Origin of the sequence: Nonomuraea sp. NPDC049649, from assembly GCF_040675175.1 — a bacterium.
Taxonomy (GTDB): Bacteria; Actinomycetota; Actinomycetes; order Streptosporangiales; family Streptosporangiaceae; genus Nonomuraea.
On sequence record NZ_JBFAOH010000006.1, the window covers coordinates 151,652 to 172,445 of the forward strand.

A 20,794-nucleotide genomic window follows, 5' to 3' on the forward strand; every position below is an offset into this window, starting at 1 on the left:
CGACGGCGGGACGCCACCCACCCGCCCAGCGTGCCAGGATTGGGATATGTCAGACGGTCAGGGTCCCACGTCAGAGAGGCCGCCAGGCTGGGCCGCGGAGCAGCCCCCGCCCTACGGCGGGCCTTCCGCTTCCCCGTGGACCGCCCCTGGCGGCGACTCCGCTCCGCCATCCGGGGGCGGGCAGCCGCCCTGGGGTCCCCCGCCGCCTCCGCCCGGCCAGCCGCCGCACGGCCAGCCGCCGCACGGTCCTCCCCCGTACGGTCCTTCTCCGTACGGTCACGCCCCGTACGGAGCGCCGCCCGCGCTGCGGCCCGGCATCATCCCGCTGCGCCCGCTCGCCCTCGGCGACATCTACGACGGCACCATCAAGCTGATCCGCTCCAACCCGAAGGCCGTGCTCGGGCTGTCGGCCATCGCGGCGCTGCTCGGCGCCATCCCGCTGGCCGTCGCGCAGGGCTTCCTGTTCGGCACCCTGAGCCCGCTGATGGAGAACCCCTCCGCGGCGGGCGCCGAGAACCCGGCCGACCTCTACGGCTCGCTCGCGGCCCAGTACAGCGGCGCGTTCGCCTCGTACGCGATCAGCTTCGTGGCCGTGACCGTGCTGACCGGGGTGCTGACGCGCATCCTGGGCCGGGCCGTGTTCGGCGGCAAGATCACCACGCAGGAGGCGTGGCAGCGGACCAAGGGCCGGCTGCCCGCCCTGTTCGGCGTCGTCGGGCTGATGGCCCTCATCATGCTGGCTCCGGTGGCCGTCATGGTCGCGGTGCTCGTGGTCGCCATCAGCGCGGACGCCGCCGGCTCCCCCGCCGCGGCGGGCGGGATGATCCTGCTGTTCCTGCTGCTGCTCGTGCTCTACATCGGCTACGTGCTGGTCTTCCGCACGCGCTTCGCCTTCGCGCCGGCCGCCGTGGTGCTGGAGGGCAGGAAGCCGCTCGACGCGATGCGCCGCTCGTGGAACCTGGTGACCGGCGACTTCTGGCGCGTCCTGGGCATCCTGTTCCTGACCACGCTCATCGTCGGGCTGATCGCGAGCATCCTCCAGGTGCCGTTCACGCTCATCGGCACCATCGTCGGGACGCTCAGCCGGGGGGCGCTCGGCGCGATCGTGCTGGGCTCCATCCTGGTCGCCCTCGGCGCCACGATCGGCGCCATGATCACCTATCCGTTCGAGGCGGGCGTCGCCGGGCTCCTGTACGCGGACCGCCGCATGCGGGCGGAGGCCTTCGACCTCGTCCTGCAGACGGCGGCCATCGAGCAGCAGCGCCAAGGCTGGGTGCACGGGTCGGCCGACGAGCTCTGGCGACCGACCGACTCCACCGAGTCGTGAGCCCGATCGGCAGGGAGGAGGCCGCCGAGCAGGCGGCGCGCGAACTCCTCAGATCCCAGTACGCGCGCGAGTCGTTCATCGACCGGATGCTGCGCTACTTCAACGAGTTCGTCGGCGACCTGCTGGACCTGGCGGCCGGCGGCGGCAGCGCGGGCGGCATCGTGGCCGCGGTGCTCATCCTGCTGCTGCTCCTGACCGTCGCCGCGGTGATCTACTGGCAGGTGCGCCGGGGCCGCCGGCTCCGGGCCGCCGTGCCCGGCGAGTTGTTCGGCACCCGGCGGCTGACGGCGGCCGAGCACCGGCAGGCGGCCGAGCAGCACGCCGCCGACGGCCGGTGGACGGAGGCGATCCAGGAGCGGCTGCGCGCCATCGCCCGCGACCTGGAGGACCGCGCCCTGGTCGACGGCATGCCCGGCCGCACCGCCGACGAGCTCGCCGCCGAGGCCGGGCGTGCTCTCCCGCCCTTCGCCGCCGACCTGGCCGCCGCCGCCCGCTCCTTCGACGACGTCACCTACGGCGACGTCCCCGGCACCCGGGCCGCCTACGAGTCCATGACCAGCCTCGACGTCCGGCTCGCCGCCGCCCGCCCGGCCCCCCTCGGAGCCACCCCATGACCCTTCAGAACGACACGGATATGGCTCCGTACCCCCTCACCGCACATCAACCCCACTACGGCGAGTACGTCTCACGCCGGTGCCGCCCTCACACCCAGGCCCGCTACGGCGCGTACGTCTGGGCCGGAGGGGGTTGTCGTGACTGAGGCGCAGGCGCCGGAGAGCCGGCCGGTTTCGCCGACGGCGCGGTCGATGTGGCGGGGCAGCCGCTTGTTCGTGCTGCTCGGGCTGCTCATGGTGGCGCTCGCGACCGCCGTGGTGCTGCTGGGGCCCGAGGATGGGAATGAGCGGTACCTCGACCCGGCCGACACCTCGCTCCAGGGCTCCAAGGCGCTGGCCGAGCTGCTGCGGGCCAGGGGCGTGCAGGTGGACCGGGTGGACTCGGTGGAGGCGGCCAGGGCGCTGGGCGGCGACCGGCTGCTGTTCGTCACCGACACCGTGTACGTCGACGAGCACGAGCTGGCGGAACTCCCGGGCGACCGGCTGCTGGTGGACCGGTGGAGCCTGTCGGAGCTCGCGCCGCAGGTCCGCGAGGTGCCGGAGCCCGTGCGGGAGCGCTCGCGCGCGCCGGAGTGCTCGCTGCCGGCGGCGACCGCCGCGGGCAGCGCCTACATCGGCGGGGTCGCGTTCCGGATCCCGCCGGGCGGCTCGGGCTGCTACCCGTCGCGCCTGGGCTGGGCGCTCGTCAGCTACCCGCACGGGACGGGCACCACGACGGTCGTCGGCAGCGCCACGTTCATGACGAACATGCGCCTGCCCGAGGACGGCAACGCCGCGCTGGCGATCAACCTGCTCGACACCGGCAAGCCCGTCACGTGGCTGGTGCGCCCGGAGAACCCGCCCCCCGGTGACCTGGCGGGCTCCGGGGGCCGGTCGTTCTACGATCTGCTGCCGCCGAACATCGGCTGGTCGCTGGTGATGGCGTGCGTGGCGGTGGCGCTGGTGGCGTTCTGGCGCGGCAGGCGGCTCGGCCCCGTCGTGGTGGAGCGGCTGCCGGTGGTGGTGCGGGCCGCCGAGACGGTGGAGGGCCGGGGCAGGCTGTACCGCGCGAGGAAGGCCAGGGCCAGGTCCGCCGACGCGCTGCGGGCGGGCGCGATCGACCGGCTGACGCCCCGGCTCGGGCTGGGGCCGGGCGCGCACGGCCAGGAGGTGGTGGCGGCGATCGCCGCACGGACGGGCGAGGACCCGCAGCGGGTCGGCGCCGCGCTGTACGGGCCGCCGCCGGAGGACGACGAGGGCATGGTCGCCCTGGCCGGATACGTGGACCAGATCGAAAGGAAGGTCAGTGAGCTCTGAGCATTCGGCGGAGGCGGCCAGGGAGGCGCTGAGCGCGCTCCGCGCCGAGGTGTCCAAGGCCGTGGTCGGGCAGGACGCGGTGGTGACCGGGCTCGTCATCGCCCTGCTGTGCAGGGGGCACGTGCTGCTGGAGGGCGTGCCGGGCGTGGCCAAGACGCTGATGGTGCGTACGCTCGCCGCGGCGCTGTCGCTCGATTTCAAGCGGGTGCAGTTCACCCCCGACCTGATGCCGGGTGACGTGACGGGCTCGCTCATCTACGACGCGAAGACGGCGGAGTTCGAGTTCCGCGAGGGCCCGGTCTTCACCAACCTGCTGCTCGCCGACGAGATCAACCGGACCCCGCCGAAGACGCAGGCGGCGCTGCTGGAGGCGATGGAGGAGCGGCAGGTGAGCGTGGAGGGCGCGGCCCGCCCGCTGCCGGACCCGTTCGTGGTGTGCGCGACCCAGAACCCCGTGGAGTACGAGGGCACGTACCAGCTTCCCGAGGCCCAGCTCGACCGGTTCCTGGTGAAGCTGACGGTGCCGCTGCCGCCGCGTGACCAGGAGATCGCGGTGCTGGAGCGGCACGCGGCCGGGTTCGACCCGCGTGACCTGTCGGAGGTCAAGCCGGTGGCGTCGGCCGCCGACCTGGCGGCGGGCCGGGCGGCGGCGGCGCAGGTGCACGTCTCCCCCGAAGTCCTCGGCTACATCGTGGACGTCGCCCGCGCCACCCGGAACTCGCCGTCGCTCCAGCTCGGCGTCTCGCCGCGCGGGGCGACCGCGCTGCTGGCGGCCTCGCGGGCGTGGGCGTGGCTGTCGGGCCGCCCGTACGTGACGCCGGACGACGTCAAGGCGCTGGCCAGGCCGGCGCTCCGGCACCGGGTGCAGCTGCGGCCCGAGGCGGAGCTGGAGGGCGCGACCGCCGACGGCCTGCTCGACGGCATCCTGTCCTCGGTCCCGGTTCCGCGCTGATGGCGCTGACGGGGCGCGCCGGTCTGGTCGCGGCGCTCGGGATCGTGGTGGTGCTGTTCGCGCCGCAGCCGGGCCCCGCGGTGGCCGGGGTGTGCCTGGTGCTGGCCGTGGGGATCGTCGTGGACCTGGCGCTGGCCGGTTCGGTGCGGCCGTTGCGCTTCCACCGGTCGGGTGAGCGGCTGGTGCGGCTCGGGCAGCAGGCGACGGTGGAGCTGACGGTCGAGAACCCGGGGCGCAGGCGGGTCCGCGGCGTGCTGCGCGACGCCTGGCCGCCCTCGGCCGGGGCGGAGCCGCGTGAGCTGGCGCTGGACGTGCCGCCCGGCGAGCGCCGCAAGCTGGTGGTGACGCTCACGCCGACCAGGCGCGGCGACCGCGAGCCGGTGGCGGTCACCGTCCGCTCGCGCGGGCCGCTGGGGCTGGCCGCCCGGCAGGGCAGTCACCGTTCGCCCTGGTCGGTGCGGGTGCTGCCGCCGTTCCTGTCGCGCAAGCACCTGCCGGCCCGGCTGGCCAGGCTGCGCGAGCTGGAGGGCCGCCATCCGGCGCTGGTGCGCGGGCAGGGCACCGAGTTCGACTCGCTGCGCGAGTACGTGATCGGCGACGACGTGCGCTCGATCGACTGGCGGGCCACCGCGCGCCGCCACGACGTGGTGGTGCGCACCTGGCGGCCGGAGCGCGACCGGCGGGTGCTGATCGTGCTCGACACCGGCCGCACCTCGGCGGGCCGGGTGGGCGCGGCGCCGATCCCGCTGGCCGGGCAGGCCGCGGACGGCCAGGGCGGGCTGCTCGTGAACCCCGCCACGCGTCCCGAGCCGGGCTGGCCGCGGCTGGACTGGTCGATGGACGCGGCGCTACTGCTGGCGGCGCTCGCCGCCAGGGCGGGCGACCGGGTGGACTTCCTGGCCTACGACCGGTCGGTGCGCGCCTGGCTGAGCGGCGCCTCCCGCACCGAGCTGCTGTCGTCGCTGGTCAACGCGATGGCGCCGATCGAGGCCGAGCTGGTGGAGGCCGACGCGCAGGGCATGGTGGCCGCGATCCTGGCCCGCGCCAAGCGGCGCTGCCTGGTCGTGCTCCTCACCGACCTGAACGGCGCCGCGATGGAAGAGGGCCTGATGCCGGTGCTGCCGCAGCTCTCCTCGCGCCACCTCGTGCTGGTGGCGGGGGTGTCGGATCCGCGGGTGGCGGCGATGGCCGCCCGGCGGGGCACGGCCGAGGAGGTGTACGACGCGGCGGCAGCGGAGCGTGCCCGGCTGGAAAGGCGGCGGATCACGGCCCGGCTGCGCCGTCACGGCGTCGAGGTGGTCGACGCGCTGCCGGACGACATCGCGCCCGCGCTGGCCGACCATTACCTCGCGCTCAAGGCGGCCGGGCGACTCTAGCTAGAGGCCAGGTCGGGGGCGTCCTCTCAAGACCCTCGGGAGACCCTAGCTCGGAGCCAGGTCGGGGTGTCCTCTCAAGGCGGCCGGGCGGCTCTAGCCGCTCGGGGCCACGTCGGGGGCGTTCTCCAGGTCGCCGGTCTGGTCGTCGCGGGCCGCCCGGCGTCCGAGCACGACCACGTACGCGAGGAAGATCACTTCGGCGAGCACCCCGATGCCGACGCGGGCGGCGGTGGGCAGCCCCGACGGCGTGACGAACGCCTCGATCAGCCCCGACACGAACAGCACCACGATCAGCCCGAGCGCGACCGCCATGACCGCCCTGCCCTGTTCGGCGAGGACCTCGACCCGCCGGCGCGGGCCGGGCGCGATGACCGTCCAGCCGAGCCGCATGCCCACGGCGGCGGCCAGGAACACGGCCGTGAGCTCCAGCAGGCCGTGCGGGGTGATGAGGCCGAAGAAGATGTCCAGCTTGTCCCGGGAGGCCATGAGGCCGCCGGAGATGCCGACGTTGGCGGCGTTCTGCCAGAGGATGTACGGGATCGGCAGGCCCAGGAGGACCGAGTACGCGATGGCCTGGAGCGACACCCAGGCGTTGTTGATCCACACGCGGCCGGCGAACGAGGCCGCCGGGTTCTCCGAGTAGTAGTCGGCGAAGTCGTGCTCGACCAGCTGGGTGATCGCCTCCTCGGTGGCGATCGTGGCCTGCACCTGCGGGTTCCCGGCCACCCAGGCGCCGAGCGCCCAGGCCACCGCCACGAACGCCAGCGACGTGGCCAGCCACCACCAGCGCGCCCGGTAGGCCACCACCGGGAACGACACGGTGAAGAACCGGACCACCTCCCGCCAGGCCGGGCGGTGGGTGGCGGTGATGGCCGAGCGGGCGCGGGCCACCAGCGCCGACAGCCTCCCGGCCAGCGTCGCGTCGGCCGTGGACGACCGTACGATCGACAGGTGGGTGGACACCCGCTGGTAGAGCTCCACCAGCTCGTCCACCTCGGCCCCCGTCAGCGAGGAGCGGTGCCTGACCAGATGTTCCAGCCTGTCCCACGTCGGGCGGTGAGCCGAGACGAACGCGTCGATGTCCACCCGACCATTCTGGCCGCTCACGCACGCGGTCATTGCCGTTAGGCTCCACGTATGTCCGAGGTTGTGACCGGCGACGCCGTCGTCCTGGAGGTACGGGTCGCGCAGTTCCCGTCGCGCGCCCTGGCGATCCTCATCGACTTCGCCGTCCAGATCGTGCTGCTCGTGGCCGGGCTCTTCGTGGTGACGCGGTTCGCGGCGTTCACCGACGTGGCGATGCTGACGGCCGTGGTGATCTCCCTCGTCGTGCTGGTCATGGTCGGCTATCCGGTGATCCTCGAGACGGCGACGCGGGGGCGCAGCCTCGGCAAGCTGGCGCTCGGGCTGCGGGTCGTGAGCGACGACGGCAGCCCTGAGCGGTTCCGGCAGGCGCTCTTCCGCGGGCTGGCCGGGGTGGTGGAATTCTGGATGCTCTCCGGGGCTCCGGCGCTGATCTCCTCGCTCGTGTCGCAGCAGGGCAAGCGGCTGGGCGACCTGTTCGCCGGGACGATCGTGATCTCGGAGCGGGGGCCGCGGGACGACTCCGACGTCATCGCGATGCCGCCGCCGCTGGCGTCCTGGGCGGCGTCGCTGGAGCTGTCGCAGCTGCCGGAGGAGGTGGCGACCGCGGCCCGGCAGTACCTTCTGCGCTGGCACGACCTCACGCCGCAGATGCGGCACGAGATGGGGGTGCGGATCGCCGGCCAGGTTGCGTCGTACGTGTCGCCCGCCGCGCCTCCCGGGGTGCCGCCGCACGCCTACCTCAGCGCCGTCTTGGCCGAGCGCCGCCGCCGCGACGAGGCCCGCCTGATGCGCCAGACGGGCCAGCCCGCCTGGCAGGGCCCTTCGGCAGCCCCAGGACCGGCCCAGACCGCCTCCTACGGCCCGGCCCCGGCACCGCCCCAGACCGGACCGTACAGCCCGCCACGGACGCCCTCAGGACCAGTGCAGGCGCCACCCGGGCCGACCGCGCCTCCTCAGGGGCCGCCGGTGGCGGAGGAGAGGAGCGGCGACGGCCCCGGCGGGTTCGTGCCTCCTCAGTGAGTCAGTGCTTGTAGCCCCGCTCGCGGTAGGACTGCTGGGTCTGGACGTTGAGGATGTCGCTGTGGACGCGCGCCGCCCCGTTGGTCAGCGGGTCGTCGATCTTGAGGATGTCGAGGCCGTGGTCGAAGTCGGCCGCGTACACGTACCCGTTGTAGTAGTAGGCGGACCAGATGCCGCCGCCACCGCCGTTCGCCTTCGGGCCACGCTCGAAGTAGCCGAACTCGCGCGGGTTGGCCGGGTCGGTGAAGTCGACGAACGAGACGCCGCCCATGTACCAGGCCTGGACCATGATGTCCTTGCCCTTGACCGGGATCAGCGAGCCGTTGTGCGCGACGCAGTTCTCGCTGTCGTCCTGGTGCCGCGGGATCTTGAAGTAGCCCTGGAAGACGAGCTCGCCGCGGTGGATGCGGTAGACGGCGTCGGCGCCGCGGTTGGGGCCGATGGTCTCGTTGCAGGTGGCCGCGCCGCCGCCGCCGAGCTCGTCGGTGAACAGGACGGACTTGGCGTCGTTGGTGAAGGTCGCCGAGTGCCAGAAGGCGAAGTTCTCGTCCGTGGTCCTGGCGGTGACCCGAGGCCTGAGCCGGTTGCGGATGTCGAACAGGACGCCGTCACCCATGCAGGCCCCGGCCGCGATGTCCTTCTCCGGGTAGGCGGTGATGTCGTGGCAGCCGGTGGTGGGCACGAGCAGTCCCGGCTGGGTCTCGTTGCCGCCGTCGGGGAAGACGACCGGCGTGGCGGCCACGTGCGCCTGGGCCGGGGCGCGCAGCGGCACCTTGATGATGGAGATCTTGTCGTGCGGCGGCTGACAGTCGGGCAGCTCGGGGGCCGGCAGGTACGAGGAGACGTAGAGGTAGACGTTCTTGTGCCGGTCCGCTCCCCGGCCGGGCACCAGGGTCAGCGTGTGGGAGCCGCAGTCGGTCTCGACGGACTTGATGTAGCGGGGGTTGCGCTTGTCGCGGATGTCGAAGATCCGGACGCCTTCCCAGGATTCCTTGATCGTGGCGCTCTGCCCGGTGCTGTCGCACGAGTCGTCGCTGCGGGAGCTGTCGACGGCGGCGAAGAGCAGGTCGCCGTAGACGCTGACGTCCATCTGGGCGCCGGGGCAGACGACGGAGCTGACGACCTTGGCCCGCTTCGGGTTCCTGATGTCGATGATGGAGAAGCCGCCGTAGTTGCCGACGTAGGCGTAGTGCCCCTGGAAGGCGATGTCGGTGTTGATGGTGCCGGCGAGGGGCGCCGGCTTGGGGACGTTGAGTACGTGGGTCACGTTCGGGCTGGTGACGACCGTGTCCGCGGGCGGGATGTCGTCGGCGGTGGCGGGCAGCGCCGTCAGGCATAACGCGGCGGCGGCGCCGGCCGCGGCCAGCGCGCGTAATTTGCGGCTCATACGGGAGAGTCCTCCTCGATCTCGCACGGTGGGTCAGTGGTGCCGGCGGTCCGGGTAGGACTGCTGGGTCTGGGCGTTGAGGATGTCGAACTTCACGCCGTTGGCCTGGTTCGTCCGCCGGTCGTTGAGCTTGAGCACGTCGAGCCCTTGGTGGAAGTCCGAGCCGTAGATGTGGCCGTTGTAGTAGTAGGCCGACCAGTGGCCGCCGAAGAGCGGGGTGGTGTCCGGTCCGCGTTCGAAGTAGGCGATCTCCTGGACGTCGCCCGGGTCGGTGAAGTCGACGACCGAGATGCCGCCCTGGTACCAGGCCTGGACCATGATGTCCTTGCCCTTGACCGGGATCAGCGAGCCGTTGTGGGCGACGCAGTTCTCGGTGTCGGACTGGTGCCGCGGGATCTTGAAGTAGCCGCGGAAGACCATCCGGTCGCGGACGATGTCGTAGTACGCGTTGGCGCCGCGGGTCGGCCCGCAGGCGCCCGCGGCGATGCCCTTCTCCGGGTAGGCGGTGATGTCGTGGCAGCCGGTGGTGGCGGACTTGCCGTCGGGGAACGGGCCGGGCACGCCGGGGAAGCCGCCGTCGGGGAAGAGGTTCGGGGTGGCGATCACCGACGCCGCCTGCGGGTTCCGCAGCGGCACCTTGATGATGGAGATCAGGTCGTGCGGCGGCCGGCAGTCGGGGAAGGCCGCGTTCGGGCTGTACGAGGAGACGTAGAGGTAGACGTTCTTGCCGCGGCGGTCGGGGACGAGCGTGTGGGTGTGCGAGCCGCAGCTGGTCTCGACCGACTTGATGTAGCGGGGGTTGCGCTTGTCGCGGATGTCGAAGATCCGCACGCCCTCCCACGACTCCTTCACGGAGGCGCTCTGCCCGGTGCTGCCGCACGAGTCGTCGCTGCGGGAGGAGTCGACGGACCCGAAGAGCAGGTCGCCGTAGACGCTCACGTCCATCTGGCCGCCGGGGCAGACGACCGAGCTGACGACCCTGGCCCGCTTCGGATTCCTGATGTCGTAGATCGAGAATCCGTGATAGTTGCCGACATAGGCGTAATCGCCCTGGAAAGCCATGTCCGTGTTGATGTCGGCCAGGGCTTCGGGCTTGGGCACGTTGGTGACGTGCTCGATGTTCGGGCTCATGACGATTTCGCCGGGAGCCGGGATGTCCGCCGCCTGCGCCGGGAGTCCGGCCAGGGCTAACGCCAGGGCGGCTCCCGCGAGGACGAGGAACCTGCGGGTGGGCGGCACGGGAGGGAACCTCCTATAAAGAGGGCATAAATGGTGAAATCTTCACTCCTCAGCCCTCTCGCGACCAGCACCTAAATTGTCAAATGTTAGAGCACTTTGACCTCTATGAATGATCTTTTCTTACTCCTAAAATGCAGGTTTCCCAACCAGAACCGTCAGGAGGCCGAGTGCGCGTCGCGCTCGTCGTCACCGGCATCGCGGTGATCGCCCTTTCCGGCTGTACGTCCGACGCCTCGCAGGCTCCGCGGGCCGACTCGACGGCTCCGGTCATCGCCCCCGGCCGCCCCGGCGAGGAGGCCAGGACGCTCTCCCCCGAAGAGGCCGCCACCGCCGTGCCCCAGGCGAGCGCCAACGCCGCCGACATCACCTACATGCAGGACATGATCCTCCATCACCGGCAGGCGCTCGACATGGCCATCCTCGCCCCCAACCGGGCGGAGTCGGCCCGGCTCAAGAGCCTGGCGTCCCGGATCAAGGACAGCCAGGGCCCGGAGATCCAGTGGATGCGCACCTGGCTGCAGCAGCAGGGCCAGCGGGTGCCCGGCCACCACGCCGCGCACGACGGCATGCCGGGCATGGCCACGCAGGAGGAGATGGACCGGCTGGCGGCGGCCTCCGGCCCGGAGTTCGACCGGCTGTTCCTGGAGCTGATGATCAGGCACCACGAGGGCGCGATCGCGATGTCCACCGAGGTGCTCAAGAACGGCGCCCACCTGCGGATCGAGGAGTTCGCCAACGACGTGGGCGTCACCCAGCTCGCGGAGATCCGGCGGATGCGCGAGATGCAGCCGGTGGGCTAGGACCCGCTCCGCCAGGAGTGGAGATAGGCCTCCTGATCCCCGGTCAGCGCGTCGATGCCGATCCCGGCGGCCGCCAGCTTGAGCCTGGCCACCTCGTGATCGATCTCCGCCGGCACGTCGTACACCCCCGGCTCCAGCCCCGCCCGTTCGCGGGCGAGCCAGGCGACGGCGAGCGCCTGAGCGGAGAACGACATGTCCATCACCGCGGCCGGATGCCCCTCGGCGGCGGTGAGGTTGACCACCCGGCCCTCGGCCAGCAGCAGCAGGCGGCGGCCGTCGGGCATCACGTACTCGTCGGTGTTGGGCCGGATCCCGCGGTGCACCTCGCTCGCCAGCTCCTCCAGCGCCCGCACGTCGATCTCCACGTCGAAGTGGCCGGCGTTGGCCAGGATCGCCCCGTCCTTCATGGCGGCGACGTGGGAGGTGGTGATCACGTCGCGGTTGCCGGTGACGGTGATGAACACGTCGCCCGCCGGGGCCGCCTCCGCCATCGGGCGCACCTCGTACCCGTGGAGCGTCGCGTCGAGGGCCTTGACCGCGTCGATCTCCGTCACGATCACCCGCGCGCCCAGCCCCTTGGCCCGCTCGGCGACCCCGCGCCCGCAGTAGCCGAACCCGGCGACCACGACCGTGCGCCCGGCCAGCATGGTGTTGGTGGCCCGCATGATGCCGTCGAAGGTCGACTGGCCGGTGCCGTAGCGGTTGTCGAACATCCGCTTCGTCCGGGTGTCGTTGACCGCCACCATCGGGAAGCGCAGCGCCCGCTCGGCGGCCATCTGGCGGAGCCGGATGATGCCGGTGGTGGTCTCCTCGCACCCGCCGGACACCCCGTCGAGCAGGTCGGTGCGCTCGGTGTGCAGGATGTTGACCAGATCGCAGCCGTCGTCGAGCACCAGGTCGGGCCGGACGTCGAGGGCCTGGTTGATGTGCCGGTAGTAGGTGGCCCGGTCCACCCCCGCCCTGGCGTGCACGGCGATGCCGTAGCCGCGCAGCGTCTCGGCCACGTCGTCCTGCGTGGACAGCGGGTTGGAGGCGGCCAGCGCGATCTCCGCGCCGCCCGCCTTGAGCGCCCCCATCAGCACCGCGGTCTCGGCCGTCACGTGCAGGCACGCGGCCACCCGCAGCCCGTCGAGCGGGCGCTCGGCGGCGAACCGCTCGCCCAGCGCGGTCAGCACCGGCATCGAGCGCGCGGCCCACGAGATGTGCCGCTCGCCGCTCTCCCACAGATCCATGCAAGCCTCGTACGACAAGGCTCCGGAGAGGCGGCGCCCCTCCGGAGCATCGGACACGCGGAGATCAGTAGCGGTAGTGGTCGGACTTGTACGGGCCCTCCACGTGGACGCCGATGTAGGCCGCCTGCTCCTTGGTGAGCTCGGTGAGCTTGACGCCGAGGGCGTCGAGGTGCAGCCGGGCGACCTTCTCGTCGAGGTGCTTGGGCAGCGTGTAGACGCCGATCGGGTAGTCGGCCGTCTTGGTGAACAGCTCGATCTGCGCGATCACCTGGTTGGTGAACGAGTTCGACATGACGAACGACGGGTGGCCGGTGGCGCAGCCCAGGTTCATCAGGCGGCCCTCGGCGAGCACGATGATCGAGTGGCCGTCGGGGAACACCCACTCGTCGACCTGCGGCTTGATGTTGCGCTTCTCGATGCCGGGGGTGTTTGCCAGGCCGGCCATGTCGATCTCGTTGTCGAAGTGGCCGATGTTGGACACGATCGCCTGGTGCTTCATCTGCGCCATGTGCTCGGCGGTGATGATGTTGAAGTTGCCGGTGGCGGTCACGAAGATGTCGGCGATGCCGACGACCTCCTCCAGCGTGGTGACCTGATAGCCGTCCATCGCGGCCTGGAGGGCGCAGATGGGGTCGATCTCGGTGACGATGACCCGGGCGCCCTGGCCGCGCAGCGCGTCGGCGCAGCCCTTGCCGACGTCGCCGTAGCCGCAGACCACGGCGACCTTGCCGCCGATGAGCACGTCGGTGGCGCGGTTGAGGCCGTCGATGACGGAGTGGCGGCAGCCGTACTTGTTGTCGAACTTCGACTTGGTGACCGAGTCGTTGACGTTGATCGCCGGGAACAGCAGCTGGCCGTTCCGGTGCATCTCGTAGAGGCGGTGCACGCCGGTGGTGGTCTCCTCGGTGACGCCCTTGATGTTCTCGGCGATCCGGGTCCACCGCTTCTCTTCGCCGACCGTGCGCTTGAGCAGGTCGATGACGACGTGCCACTCCTCGGGGTCGTCGGCGGTGGCGTCGGGCACGAACCCGGCCTTCTCGTACTCGGCGCCCTTGTGGACCAGGAGCGTGGCGTCGCCGCCGTCGTCGAGGATCATGTTGGGGCCGTCACCGCCGGGCCAGTTGAGGGCCTGCTCGGTGCACCACCAGTACTCTTCGAGGGTCTCGCCCTTCCAGGCGAACACGGGCACGCCCTTGGGGTCGTCGGGCGTGCCGTCGGGGCCGACGACCGCCGCGGCGGCGGCGTGGTCCTGGGTGGAGAAGATGTTGCAGCTCACCCAGCGCACCTCGGCGCCGAGCGCGACCAGCGTCTCGATGAGGACCGCGGTCTGGATCGTCATGTGGAGCGAGCCCATGATCTTGGCGCCGCGCAGGGGCTTGCTGTCGGCGTACTCCGCGCGCACCGCCATGAGGCCCGGCATCTCGTGCTCGGCGAGCCGGATCTCCTTGCGGCCGAACTCGGCCAGAGACAGGTCGGCGACCTTGAAGTCCATCTGATTACCCCTCGCGTCATCGTATGGTCGCCGACGAGTCTAGGCGTCGCTCCGCCGAGGTCGCACCCCGAGGACCCCGAAGTTGACGTAAGAATGTAAGAATGCGTATCACGGAAGCGGCCAAGCGGCTCGGCATGTCCCCCAGGATGCTCCGATACCGGGAGTCGCTGGGGCTGCTGCCACCGGTCCGGGGGCGGGGGTCGCACCGCCGCTTCGGCCCCGAGGAGCTGGCCGCCGTCGCCCAGGGCGTGGAGCTGGAGAAGCGGTTCGACGTCTCGCCCGCCGAGCTGGCGTTCGCGCTGCGCGCGCTCAGCGAGCCTGCGGTCGCCGCGGCCGTGCGCGACCTGGGCGTGCGGATCGGCCGCATCCAGGTGCCGCGCCGCGCGCTGGACTTCGAGAAGGAGAAGGCCCTGCGCCTGCTCCGAACCCCGCCGGCCCCGGATACGTCGAACAGAGCATGAAGCCGCTGTTGCTGGCCGGCGCCCTGACCGCGGGGCTGGCCCTCACCCCCGCACAGGCCGCCCCCGTCAAGGTCTACTTCTCCCAGGGGTACGGCATCCCCGGCAAGGTCGTGCCGGTCTCCCGTACCTCCCCGCACGCCGGCGTCGCCCGCTTCGCCGTCGAGCAGCTGATCAAGGGCCCCACCGCCGCCGAGCGGCGCCGCGGCCTGCACTCCGAGCTGACCGGCAAGCTCCGCGGCCGCTCCGACTGCGGCGCCGACTTCTCGCTGCGGATCCGCAAGGGCACCGCTACCCTCCGCTTCTGCCGCACGGTGTGGGGTTCGGGCCTCGGCGGCGACGCCCGGGCCCTCCGTACGATCGAGGTCACGCTCAAGCAGTTCCCCGGCGTCAAGAAGGTCGTGACGCTGGACAAGAACGGCCGCTGCCTGTTCGACCAGACCGACCGGGGCACGTCGTGCATCACCGGCCGCGAATGACCGGTCAGGTCGTGCTGCTGAGCGCCCGGTCGAGGTCCGGTTCCAGGTAGATGACGCGGGCGATCGGCACCGCCTCGCGGATGCGCCGCTCGGCCTCGTCGATGCCCGCGGCGATCTCCGGCGCGGTGTCGGAGCTGGTCACCGCGATCTTCGCGGCGACCAGCAGCTCCTCCGGGCCCAGGTGCAGCGTCCGCATGTGGATGACCCGGTCGACCTGCGGCGTCGCGTCGAGCGCGGCGCGGATGCGCTTCTCCATCTCCGGGGCGGCGCTCTCGCCGAGCAGCAGCGACTTCGTCTCCACCGCCAGGATCACGGAGATGATGGCGAGCAGCGTGCCGATCATGAGGGTGCCGACGGCGTCCCAGATGGGGTTGCCCGTCACCACGGCCATCGTCACGCCGAACAGCGCGAAGATCAGGCCGAACAGCGCCCCCAGGTCCTCCAGGAGGATGACGGGCAGCTCGGGCGCCTTGGACCGGCGGATGAACGCCATCCAGCCCTGGTCGCCGCGGACCGCGTTGGCCTCCTTGATCGCCGTACGGAACGAGAGCGCCTCCGCGCCGATCGCGAAGATCAGCACGCCGAACGCCCAGCCGGGCGAGGTGAGCGGCTCGGCGTGGGTCAGCTTGTGGTATCCCTCGTACAGCGAGAACAGCGCACCGATCGCGAACAGCACCACGGCCACCACGAACGCGTAGAAGTAACGCTCGCGCCCGTAGCCGAACGGATGCTCGCGGGTCCGGGCCCGCTGCGCCCGCTTGCCGCCCAGCAGCAGCAGTGCCTGGTTGCCCGAGTCCGCGACGGAGTGGATGCCCTCCGCCAGCATCGCCGAAGACCCGGTGAAGGCCGCCGCCACGAACTTGGCCACCGCGATGGCCGTGTTGGCGGCCAGGGCCGCCAGAATCGCCTTGGTTCCGCCGCTCGCGCTCACCCGTCGTCTCCGCTCATACGGTTATATTCACGCCCGGACGGGATGAGATCCTAGTGGGAAGTCCGGGCCTTCAACTCGGTGATCGGCACGACCGGAGTCGGATCCACGCCATACCCCAGCGCCAGATAGGTGCCGGCGAAATCGGCCAGCCCGATCAGCGAGGCCAGCCGTTCCAGCGGATGGGCGCCGTCGGCCGCCAGCTCGGTGACGGGCACGCTGCGATCCTGCGCGATCCGTACGGCGGCCTCCCGGGCGCCGGTCACGGCGGGATGCTCTTCGAGGTCGCGCAGCAGCACCAGCCGGAGCGTGCGCGAGGCGGTGTCGGCGAAGATGTCGCGCTGGGCCAGCGGCCCGTCGAGCACCGCCAGCTGGTCGTGGCAGGCCTCGGGCAGCTCGCCCGCCATGGCGGGATATTTGGCGTTCTCGTGGAGCCGGGCGGCGAGACGCGCGGCCGCCACGGCGGCCAGCGGAGACGACCCCCAGATCATCGGCACGGTCTCGGCCAGCTCCATCGCCAGCGACTTGCCGGGGTTGATGAACGACTCGCTGGACGGCCGGCAGCGATGCGCGAGGTCCTCCAGCACCCTGGCGGCGCGCTCGTAGTCGGTCGGCTCGGCCCGGCCCAGCCCCAGCGCTGCGGCGGCCACCACCAGCGGGGTCGCCACCAGCCAGAAGTCCGCCCGGGGCCGGCCCTCCGTCGGGATCGGCACGTACACCGAGGACGACTGGACGGCCACCGCCTCCAGCGGCGAGCCCGCGGGCCCGATCGCGAGGAGCGAGCAGCCGCGCCGCACCGCCTCGCCCGCCATCGCGAGCGTCTCACCGGTCTCGCCCGACCAGGACACGGCGATCACCAGGTCGGTCGCGCCCACCCAGCCGGGCAATTGGTAGGAGCGCACCGTCACCACGGGGATCGGAGCGCCCTGGCCGCAGACCGCCGCCAGCAGGTCACCGGCGAGAGCGGAGCCGCCCACGCCCGCGACCACGACCGCCCGGGGCCGGATCGCCGCCGAGAGCCGGTCCACGCCGGCCTCGACCGCGCACCGGTGGCCGGTGCGCACGTGGGCGGCGGAGGCCGCGACCGCGCGGAGCATGCCGCCGGGATCGGCCTCACTCAGGTGATGCTGATCGTCGAGCCGCTCGGGCTCCCAGATCACGGCTTCCTGGCCTCGTCTACGAGCAGGACGGGAATGTCGTCACGGACGGGATAGACCAGCCCGCAGCCGGTGCAGGCCAGCTCGTCGTCCTGCACCCGCAGGGACGCCTTGCACGCCGGGCATGCCAGGATCTCCAGCAGCCAGTCGTCGATCTTCACTGTCATACCTCTCTCAGCAGGCCGAGAACCTCGTCCCGGACCGCCGTCATCGTGCTCTGGTCGGCCGCCTCCGCGTTGAGCCTCAGCAGCGGTTCGGTGTTGGACGCGCGCAGGTTGAACCACCAGCCGGCGCCGTTCACGGTCAGCCCGTCGAGCTCGTCGGGCTCACCCCGGCCGGCGAACGCCTCGCGCACGCGGCGCAGGGCCGCGTCCTGGTCGGCGACCGTGCTGTTGATCTCGCCCGAGGAGTGGTAGCGGGAGTAGGCCGACACCACCCGCGACAGCGGCTCGTCCTGTTCGCCGAGCGCGGCCAGCACGTGCAGCGCGGCCAGCATGCCCGAGTCGGCGAACCAGAAGTCGCGGAAGTAGTAGTGAGCGGAGTGCTCGCCGCCGAAGACCGCCCCGGTGCGGGCCATCTCCGCCTTGATGAAGGAGTGGCCGACGCGGGTGCGGACCGGCTCGCCGCCGTGCTCGCGGACGATCTCCGGCACGCTCAGCGACGTGATCAGGTTGTGGATGATCGTCGCGCCCGGGTGCTTGGCCAGCTCGCGCACCGCCACCAGGGCCGTGATCGAGGACGGCGAGACGGACTCGCCGCGCTCGTCGATCACCCAGCACCGGTCGGCGTCGCCGTCGAAGGCCAGCCCGATGTCGGCGCCCGTCTCCACGACCGCCCGCCGCACGTCGACCAGGTTGGCCGGCTCCAGCGGGTTGGCGTCGTGGTTGGGGAACGAGCCGTCGAGCTCGAAGTAGAGCGGGGTCAGGTCGATCGGCAGCCCGTCGAAGACCTCCGGCACGGTGTGACCGCCCATGCCGTTGCCCGCGTCGACCACGACCTTGAGCCGCCGGATGCCGGACAGGTCGACCAGCTTGCGCAGATGGTCGGCGTAGCCGGGCAGCAGGTCCTTCTCGATCAGCGAACCGGTGGGCGTGCCCCGGACGCCGATCAGCTCGGCCGCCCGGTCGCGGATCTCCGTCAGCCCGGTGTCGCCGCTGATCGGCACCGCGCCCGCGCGGCACATCTTCATCCCGTTGTACTGGGCCGGGTTGTGGCTGGCGGTGAACATCACCCCCGGCAGCCCCAGGCTGCCGCTGGCGTAGTAGAGCAGGTCGGTCGAGCCCAGCCCGGCGTGGACCACGTCCACCCCGCGCGAACGGGCGCCCCGGATGAACGCGTCGGCCAGCACCGGCGAAGACTCGCGCATGTCATGGGCCACCACCGCGGACGCGGCCCCCGTCACCTCGGCGAACGCGGCCCCCACCGCCTCGGCGACCGGCTCGTCGAACTCGTCGGGCACCAAACCGCGAACGTCGTAAGCCTTGAAGATCTTGGCGAGGTCGCCCATCCAGCTCCGCCCCTAGGTCGTCACTCCGGCTAGAGCCGAGCCTACCGGTCGCGGTGCTGCTGGGCGGACCTCAGAACCCGCAGGTGCCCCCGCCGCCCGACCTCCACGCCCTGGCCGACGGGCTCGCCCACACTGGAGCCGCTGGGCCTGCCCGCCTCGCGGACCGCGTTGGCCAGCGCCTCGAGATCGTCGGTGCTCGGCGTGGCGCCGTCGGTGGGCAGGCGCACCACCTCCCACCCCCTGGGGGCGGTGAGCCTTTCGGCGTGTTCGGCACACAGGTCGTAACAGTGCGGCTCGGCGTACGTCGCCAGGGGGCCGAGAACTGCGGTCGAGTCGGCGTAAACGTACGTGAGCGTGAAGACGGCAGGCTGACTGCAGGCGGTGCGGGAACAGCGGCGGACGGGGCTCACGGAGGGACCGTATCTGGTAAGGGGGCGGGACGCCACTATCTGAGCGCTCTTAAAGAGCGTGTCGCCACAATTCGGACACCTGTCGCAGGCTTTCCACCCACATGCACCGATGCCTGTGCTCTTCAGCGGACCCCCTTAGACTTGGCCCTGTGACTTTCCGACGGCGCGACAGGCACGGCCGCGGCCTGCGCGGGCCGCTCGCCCCCTCCTACGTCCCGATGGCCAAGGCCCGCAGCGAGCGCTTCGACGACCTGGTGCTCGACGCGGTCGACCGGCTCCGGCCCAAGTGGGACCGGCAGCTGTCGGCCGTGGAGTTCGCGGTGGAGGAGGTGCCGCCGCTCAGCGAGCTTGGCGACGGCCCCGGCTTCGGCGCCGACCCCATCCCGCTCGGCCGCGCCGACAGCGCCCGCGGCCACGACCCCGCCTCCATCGTCCTCTACCGGCGCCCGCTGGAAGCCCGCGCCCGCGACCGCGACGCCCTGGGCGCCCTGGTCCACGACACGGTGGTGGAACAGGTCGCCTCCCTCCTCGGCCTCTCCCCCGAAACCGTCGACCCGGGCTACGAAGACCGCCACTGACACCGAGGCCAGCGCGGGTTCTCTTCAGACGCACGCTGCCGGCGTGGAGTCAGGGGAGGACGGCGCGCGGGGTGTCGGTGAGGGGGTGGAGCACCGTCCAGAGCCGGGCGGGGGCCAGAGGCTGAGCCGTGATCAGGAGGCCGCTCTTGAGTCTCTGCTCCGTAACTCGTCCTCCGTACACGCGGCCTGAGACCGGAGTGACCACCACGGCGTACGAGCCGGTGCCCTCCAGCGGCACGTTCCTGGTCCGGCCCGCGGGCACCGCCACCTCGACCGGCTCCGGCGCCTCGCCGCTCTCCGGCATCACCTGCACCCGCACCTTCCCCTCGGCCTCCGGCGCGGTCAGCACGAGCCGGGAGCCCGGGCCGTTGGCGGCCACCGCGCTGCCCAGGTCGAGCGAGGGGGTACCGGCGGTGAACGCCACGTCCGGCTGCTGTCCCGTACCGGTGATCACCACACCCGCCACGATCGGCGCCGTCGAGGTGAGCACCAGAGCGGCCGACTCGCCGCCGATGCCGGTGGTCACGTCGATCGGCACCACGCTCCCGGCGGGCACCTCGACGGACTCCCGGCCGCGCATCGCGTACGCCGCGCCCTCCGTCACCGCCTTGACGTTCACGGTCGCGTCATCCTCACCCGGCGCCGCGACCAGCAGCTCGCGCTTGCCGCCTCCGCCCGGGACGGCGGGCACCACGACCTCGGTGGCGGGTGGCGTGGCCAGCGGGAGCCAGTCCACCCCGCCCGTCTCCAGCACCGCCCGGGCCGAGACTGCCACCCGCCCGGTGAACGTGGTCACCCCCACCGCCATGATGTCGGCGGAGTCGGCCAGCGTGCGCAGGTCGATCTCACGGTGCTCGCCGGGCGCGATCTCCAGCCCGAGCCCTTTCTCACCGGAGACCGGCCCCTCCGCCGCGTACACCTCGACGTCGGCGAAGGCGGGCGCCTTGTCGGCGTTGACCAGGTGCAACGTGACGGATGCGCGGGCGGGACCGGGGCCGATCAGCCAGCTCTCGGCGGCGGGCTCGACGCACCGCAGCCCGGCCAGCCCGCGTGCCGCCCCGCGAGTGGCGCGCGTGACGTAACCGGCCTCCAGGCCGCCGGGCCCGGTCACGGTGTACGGTTCGCCCTCCTTCATCGGCTCCCGGGACAGCGTGCCGGGCAGGTAGACGCTCACGTCCTCGCCGCGCGTGGCCGGGCAGACCGCGGTCGCCGCCTCCACCGCCACCTTCCTGGGCTGCGCCGCTGCGTGCGGTTCCGGGGCGGGCCTCGTCACGTACGCGACCCCGTACAGTCCGGCCAGCGCCGCCACCACCAACGTGACCAGCCCGAACCGGCCGCCGACGAACCTCCTCACCCCGCACCTCCCAGACGCAGCTCCCCATCGCACCCATCCGTCATCGGGACTTGCGAGGAACGGACGAGCCAGCACTTCGAAGCGACCCCGTACCAGGGCTGC

21 protein-coding genes are annotated in these 20,794 nt (G+C 72.0%); 10 read left to right on the plus strand and 11 right to left on the minus strand.

Features of this window, described 5'->3' with window-relative positions; all coding sequences use genetic code 11:
• Positions 1-46 precede the first annotated feature (46 nt).
• From AB0J42_RS11130 to AB0J42_RS11150, 5 genes are all read left to right on the plus strand, one after another.
• The gene (locus AB0J42_RS11130; protein ID WP_364291498.1) at positions 47-1,327 is read left to right on the plus strand and encodes a glycerophosphoryl diester phosphodiesterase membrane domain-containing protein; all 1,281 of its coding nucleotides are present in this window, start codon (positions 47-49) and stop codon (positions 1,325-1,327) included.
• Positions 1,324-1,941: a DUF4129 domain-containing protein gene (locus tag AB0J42_RS11135; RefSeq protein ID WP_364291501.1), complete on the plus strand. Its 618-nt coding sequence runs from the start codon at positions 1,324-1,326 to the stop codon at positions 1,939-1,941. The genes AB0J42_RS11130 and AB0J42_RS11135 overlap by 4 nt, the downstream gene beginning before the upstream one ends.
• A gap of 138 nt (positions 1,942-2,079) precedes the next feature.
• Positions 2,080-3,237 (plus strand): DUF4350 domain-containing protein, encoded by a 1,158-nt coding sequence (locus tag AB0J42_RS11140; protein WP_364291504.1) that lies wholly within the window; start codon positions 2,080-2,082, stop codon positions 3,235-3,237.
• The gene (locus AB0J42_RS11145) at positions 3,227-4,189 is read left to right on the plus strand and encodes a MoxR family ATPase (RefSeq protein WP_364291507.1); all 963 of its coding nucleotides are present in this window, start codon (positions 3,227-3,229) and stop codon (positions 4,187-4,189) included. Before AB0J42_RS11140 ends, AB0J42_RS11145 begins: the two co-directional genes overlap by 11 nt.
• Positions 4,189-5,565 carry a DUF58 domain-containing protein gene (locus AB0J42_RS11150; RefSeq protein WP_364291509.1) on the plus strand — a complete coding sequence of 459 codons (1,377 nt, stop codon included), beginning with the start codon at positions 4,189-4,191 and terminating at the stop codon, positions 5,563-5,565. Before AB0J42_RS11145 ends, AB0J42_RS11150 begins: the two co-directional genes overlap by 1 nt.
• A 93-nt stretch (positions 5,566-5,658) precedes the next feature.
• Here AB0J42_RS11150 and AB0J42_RS11155 read toward each other — a convergent pair whose 3' ends face one another.
• Complete coding sequence (locus tag AB0J42_RS11155) at positions 5,659-6,651, minus strand: stage II sporulation protein M (RefSeq protein ID WP_364291512.1); 993 nt, start codon at positions 6,649-6,651, stop codon at positions 5,659-5,661.
• A gap of 51 nt (positions 6,652-6,702) precedes the next feature.
• On the opposite strand from AB0J42_RS11155, the gene AB0J42_RS11160 reads away from it, so the two are divergent.
• Positions 6,703-7,671, plus strand: a complete 969-nt coding sequence (locus AB0J42_RS11160) for an RDD family protein (RefSeq protein ID WP_364291515.1) — start codon at positions 6,703-6,705, stop codon at positions 7,669-7,671.
• 1 nt (position 7,672) lies between these two features.
• On the opposite strand, the gene AB0J42_RS11165 is transcribed toward AB0J42_RS11160, so the two are convergent.
• Together AB0J42_RS11165 and AB0J42_RS11170 are read right to left on the minus strand one after the other, a co-directional pair.
• On the minus strand, positions 7,673-9,058 hold the full coding sequence (locus AB0J42_RS11165) for a hypothetical protein (protein WP_364291518.1): 1,386 nt from the start codon (positions 9,056-9,058) through the stop codon (positions 7,673-7,675).
• A 33-nt stretch (positions 9,059-9,091) separates the two neighbouring features.
• Positions 9,092-10,297, minus strand: coding sequence for a hypothetical protein (locus AB0J42_RS11170; RefSeq protein ID WP_364291521.1), 1,206 nt, complete (start codon positions 10,295-10,297; stop codon positions 9,092-9,094).
• 167 nt (positions 10,298-10,464) lie between these two features.
• Here AB0J42_RS11170 and AB0J42_RS11175 point away from each other — a divergent pair, with 167 nt between their 5' ends.
• Positions 10,465-11,097 (plus strand): DUF305 domain-containing protein, encoded by a 633-nt coding sequence (locus tag AB0J42_RS11175; protein ID WP_364291524.1) that lies wholly within the window; start codon positions 10,465-10,467, stop codon positions 11,095-11,097.
• Here AB0J42_RS11175 and AB0J42_RS11180 read toward each other — a convergent pair.
• Both AB0J42_RS11180 and ahcY read right to left on the minus strand, forming a co-directional pair.
• Positions 11,094-12,329, minus strand: coding sequence for an adenosylhomocysteinase (locus AB0J42_RS11180; RefSeq protein ID WP_364291527.1), 1,236 nt, complete (start codon positions 12,327-12,329; stop codon positions 11,094-11,096). The two genes, AB0J42_RS11175 and AB0J42_RS11180, sit on opposite strands and share 4 nt — an antisense overlap.
• Before the next feature lie 64 nt (positions 12,330-12,393).
• Complete coding sequence (ahcY, locus tag AB0J42_RS11185; RefSeq protein WP_364291530.1) at positions 12,394-13,821, minus strand: adenosylhomocysteinase; 1,428 nt, start codon at positions 13,819-13,821, stop codon at positions 12,394-12,396.
• A gap of 101 nt (positions 13,822-13,922) precedes the next feature.
• On the opposite strand from ahcY, the gene AB0J42_RS11190 reads away from it, so the two are divergent.
• Complete coding sequence (locus tag AB0J42_RS11190; RefSeq protein WP_364291533.1) at positions 13,923-14,282, plus strand: MerR family transcriptional regulator; 360 nt, start codon at positions 13,923-13,925, stop codon at positions 14,280-14,282.
• Entirely contained in the window at positions 14,279-14,758 is a 480-nt protein-coding gene (locus AB0J42_RS11195) for a GerMN domain-containing protein (protein WP_364291536.1), read from the plus strand. The genes AB0J42_RS11190 and AB0J42_RS11195 overlap by 4 nt, the downstream gene beginning before the upstream one ends.
• 4 nt (positions 14,759-14,762) lie before the next feature.
• On the opposite strand, the gene AB0J42_RS11200 is transcribed toward AB0J42_RS11195, so the two are convergent.
• Genes AB0J42_RS11200 through AB0J42_RS11220 form a run of 5 tightly spaced genes read right to left on the minus strand, consistent with a single transcriptional unit; the run spans position 14,763 to position 18,760 of the window.
• On the minus strand, positions 14,763-15,689 hold the full coding sequence (locus AB0J42_RS11200; RefSeq protein ID WP_364291539.1) for a cation diffusion facilitator family transporter: 927 nt from the start codon (positions 15,687-15,689) through the stop codon (positions 14,763-14,765).
• A 50-nt stretch (positions 15,690-15,739) separates the two neighbouring features.
• Positions 15,740-16,846, minus strand: a complete 1,107-nt coding sequence (locus AB0J42_RS11205) for an SIS domain-containing protein (protein ID WP_364291542.1) — start codon at positions 16,844-16,846, stop codon at positions 15,740-15,742.
• Positions 16,843-17,010, minus strand: coding sequence for a Trm112 family protein (locus tag AB0J42_RS11210; RefSeq protein WP_364291545.1), 168 nt, complete (start codon positions 17,008-17,010; stop codon positions 16,843-16,845). The genes AB0J42_RS11205 and AB0J42_RS11210 overlap by 4 nt, the downstream gene beginning before the upstream one ends.
• Positions 17,007-18,350 carry a phosphomannomutase/phosphoglucomutase gene (locus AB0J42_RS11215; protein WP_364291548.1) on the minus strand — a complete coding sequence of 448 codons (1,344 nt, stop codon included), beginning with the start codon at positions 18,348-18,350 and terminating at the stop codon, positions 17,007-17,009. The genes AB0J42_RS11210 and AB0J42_RS11215 overlap by 4 nt, the downstream gene beginning before the upstream one ends.
• Before the next feature lie 41 nt (positions 18,351-18,391).
• The gene (locus AB0J42_RS11220; RefSeq protein WP_364291551.1) at positions 18,392-18,760 is read right to left on the minus strand and encodes a DUF3499 domain-containing protein; all 369 of its coding nucleotides are present in this window, start codon (positions 18,758-18,760) and stop codon (positions 18,392-18,394) included.
• A 149-nt stretch (positions 18,761-18,909) separates the two neighbouring features.
• Between AB0J42_RS11220 and AB0J42_RS11225 the strand changes: the two genes are divergently transcribed.
• Entirely contained in the window at positions 18,910-19,338 is a 429-nt protein-coding gene (locus tag AB0J42_RS11225) for a metallopeptidase family protein (protein WP_364291554.1), read from the plus strand.
• A gap of 49 nt (positions 19,339-19,387) precedes the next feature.
• Here AB0J42_RS11225 and AB0J42_RS11230 read toward each other — a convergent pair whose 3' ends face one another.
• Positions 19,388-20,692 (minus strand): DUF5719 family protein, encoded by a 1,305-nt coding sequence (locus tag AB0J42_RS11230; RefSeq protein ID WP_364291557.1) that lies wholly within the window; start codon positions 20,690-20,692, stop codon positions 19,388-19,390.
• Positions 20,693-20,794: the final 102 nt, after the last annotated feature.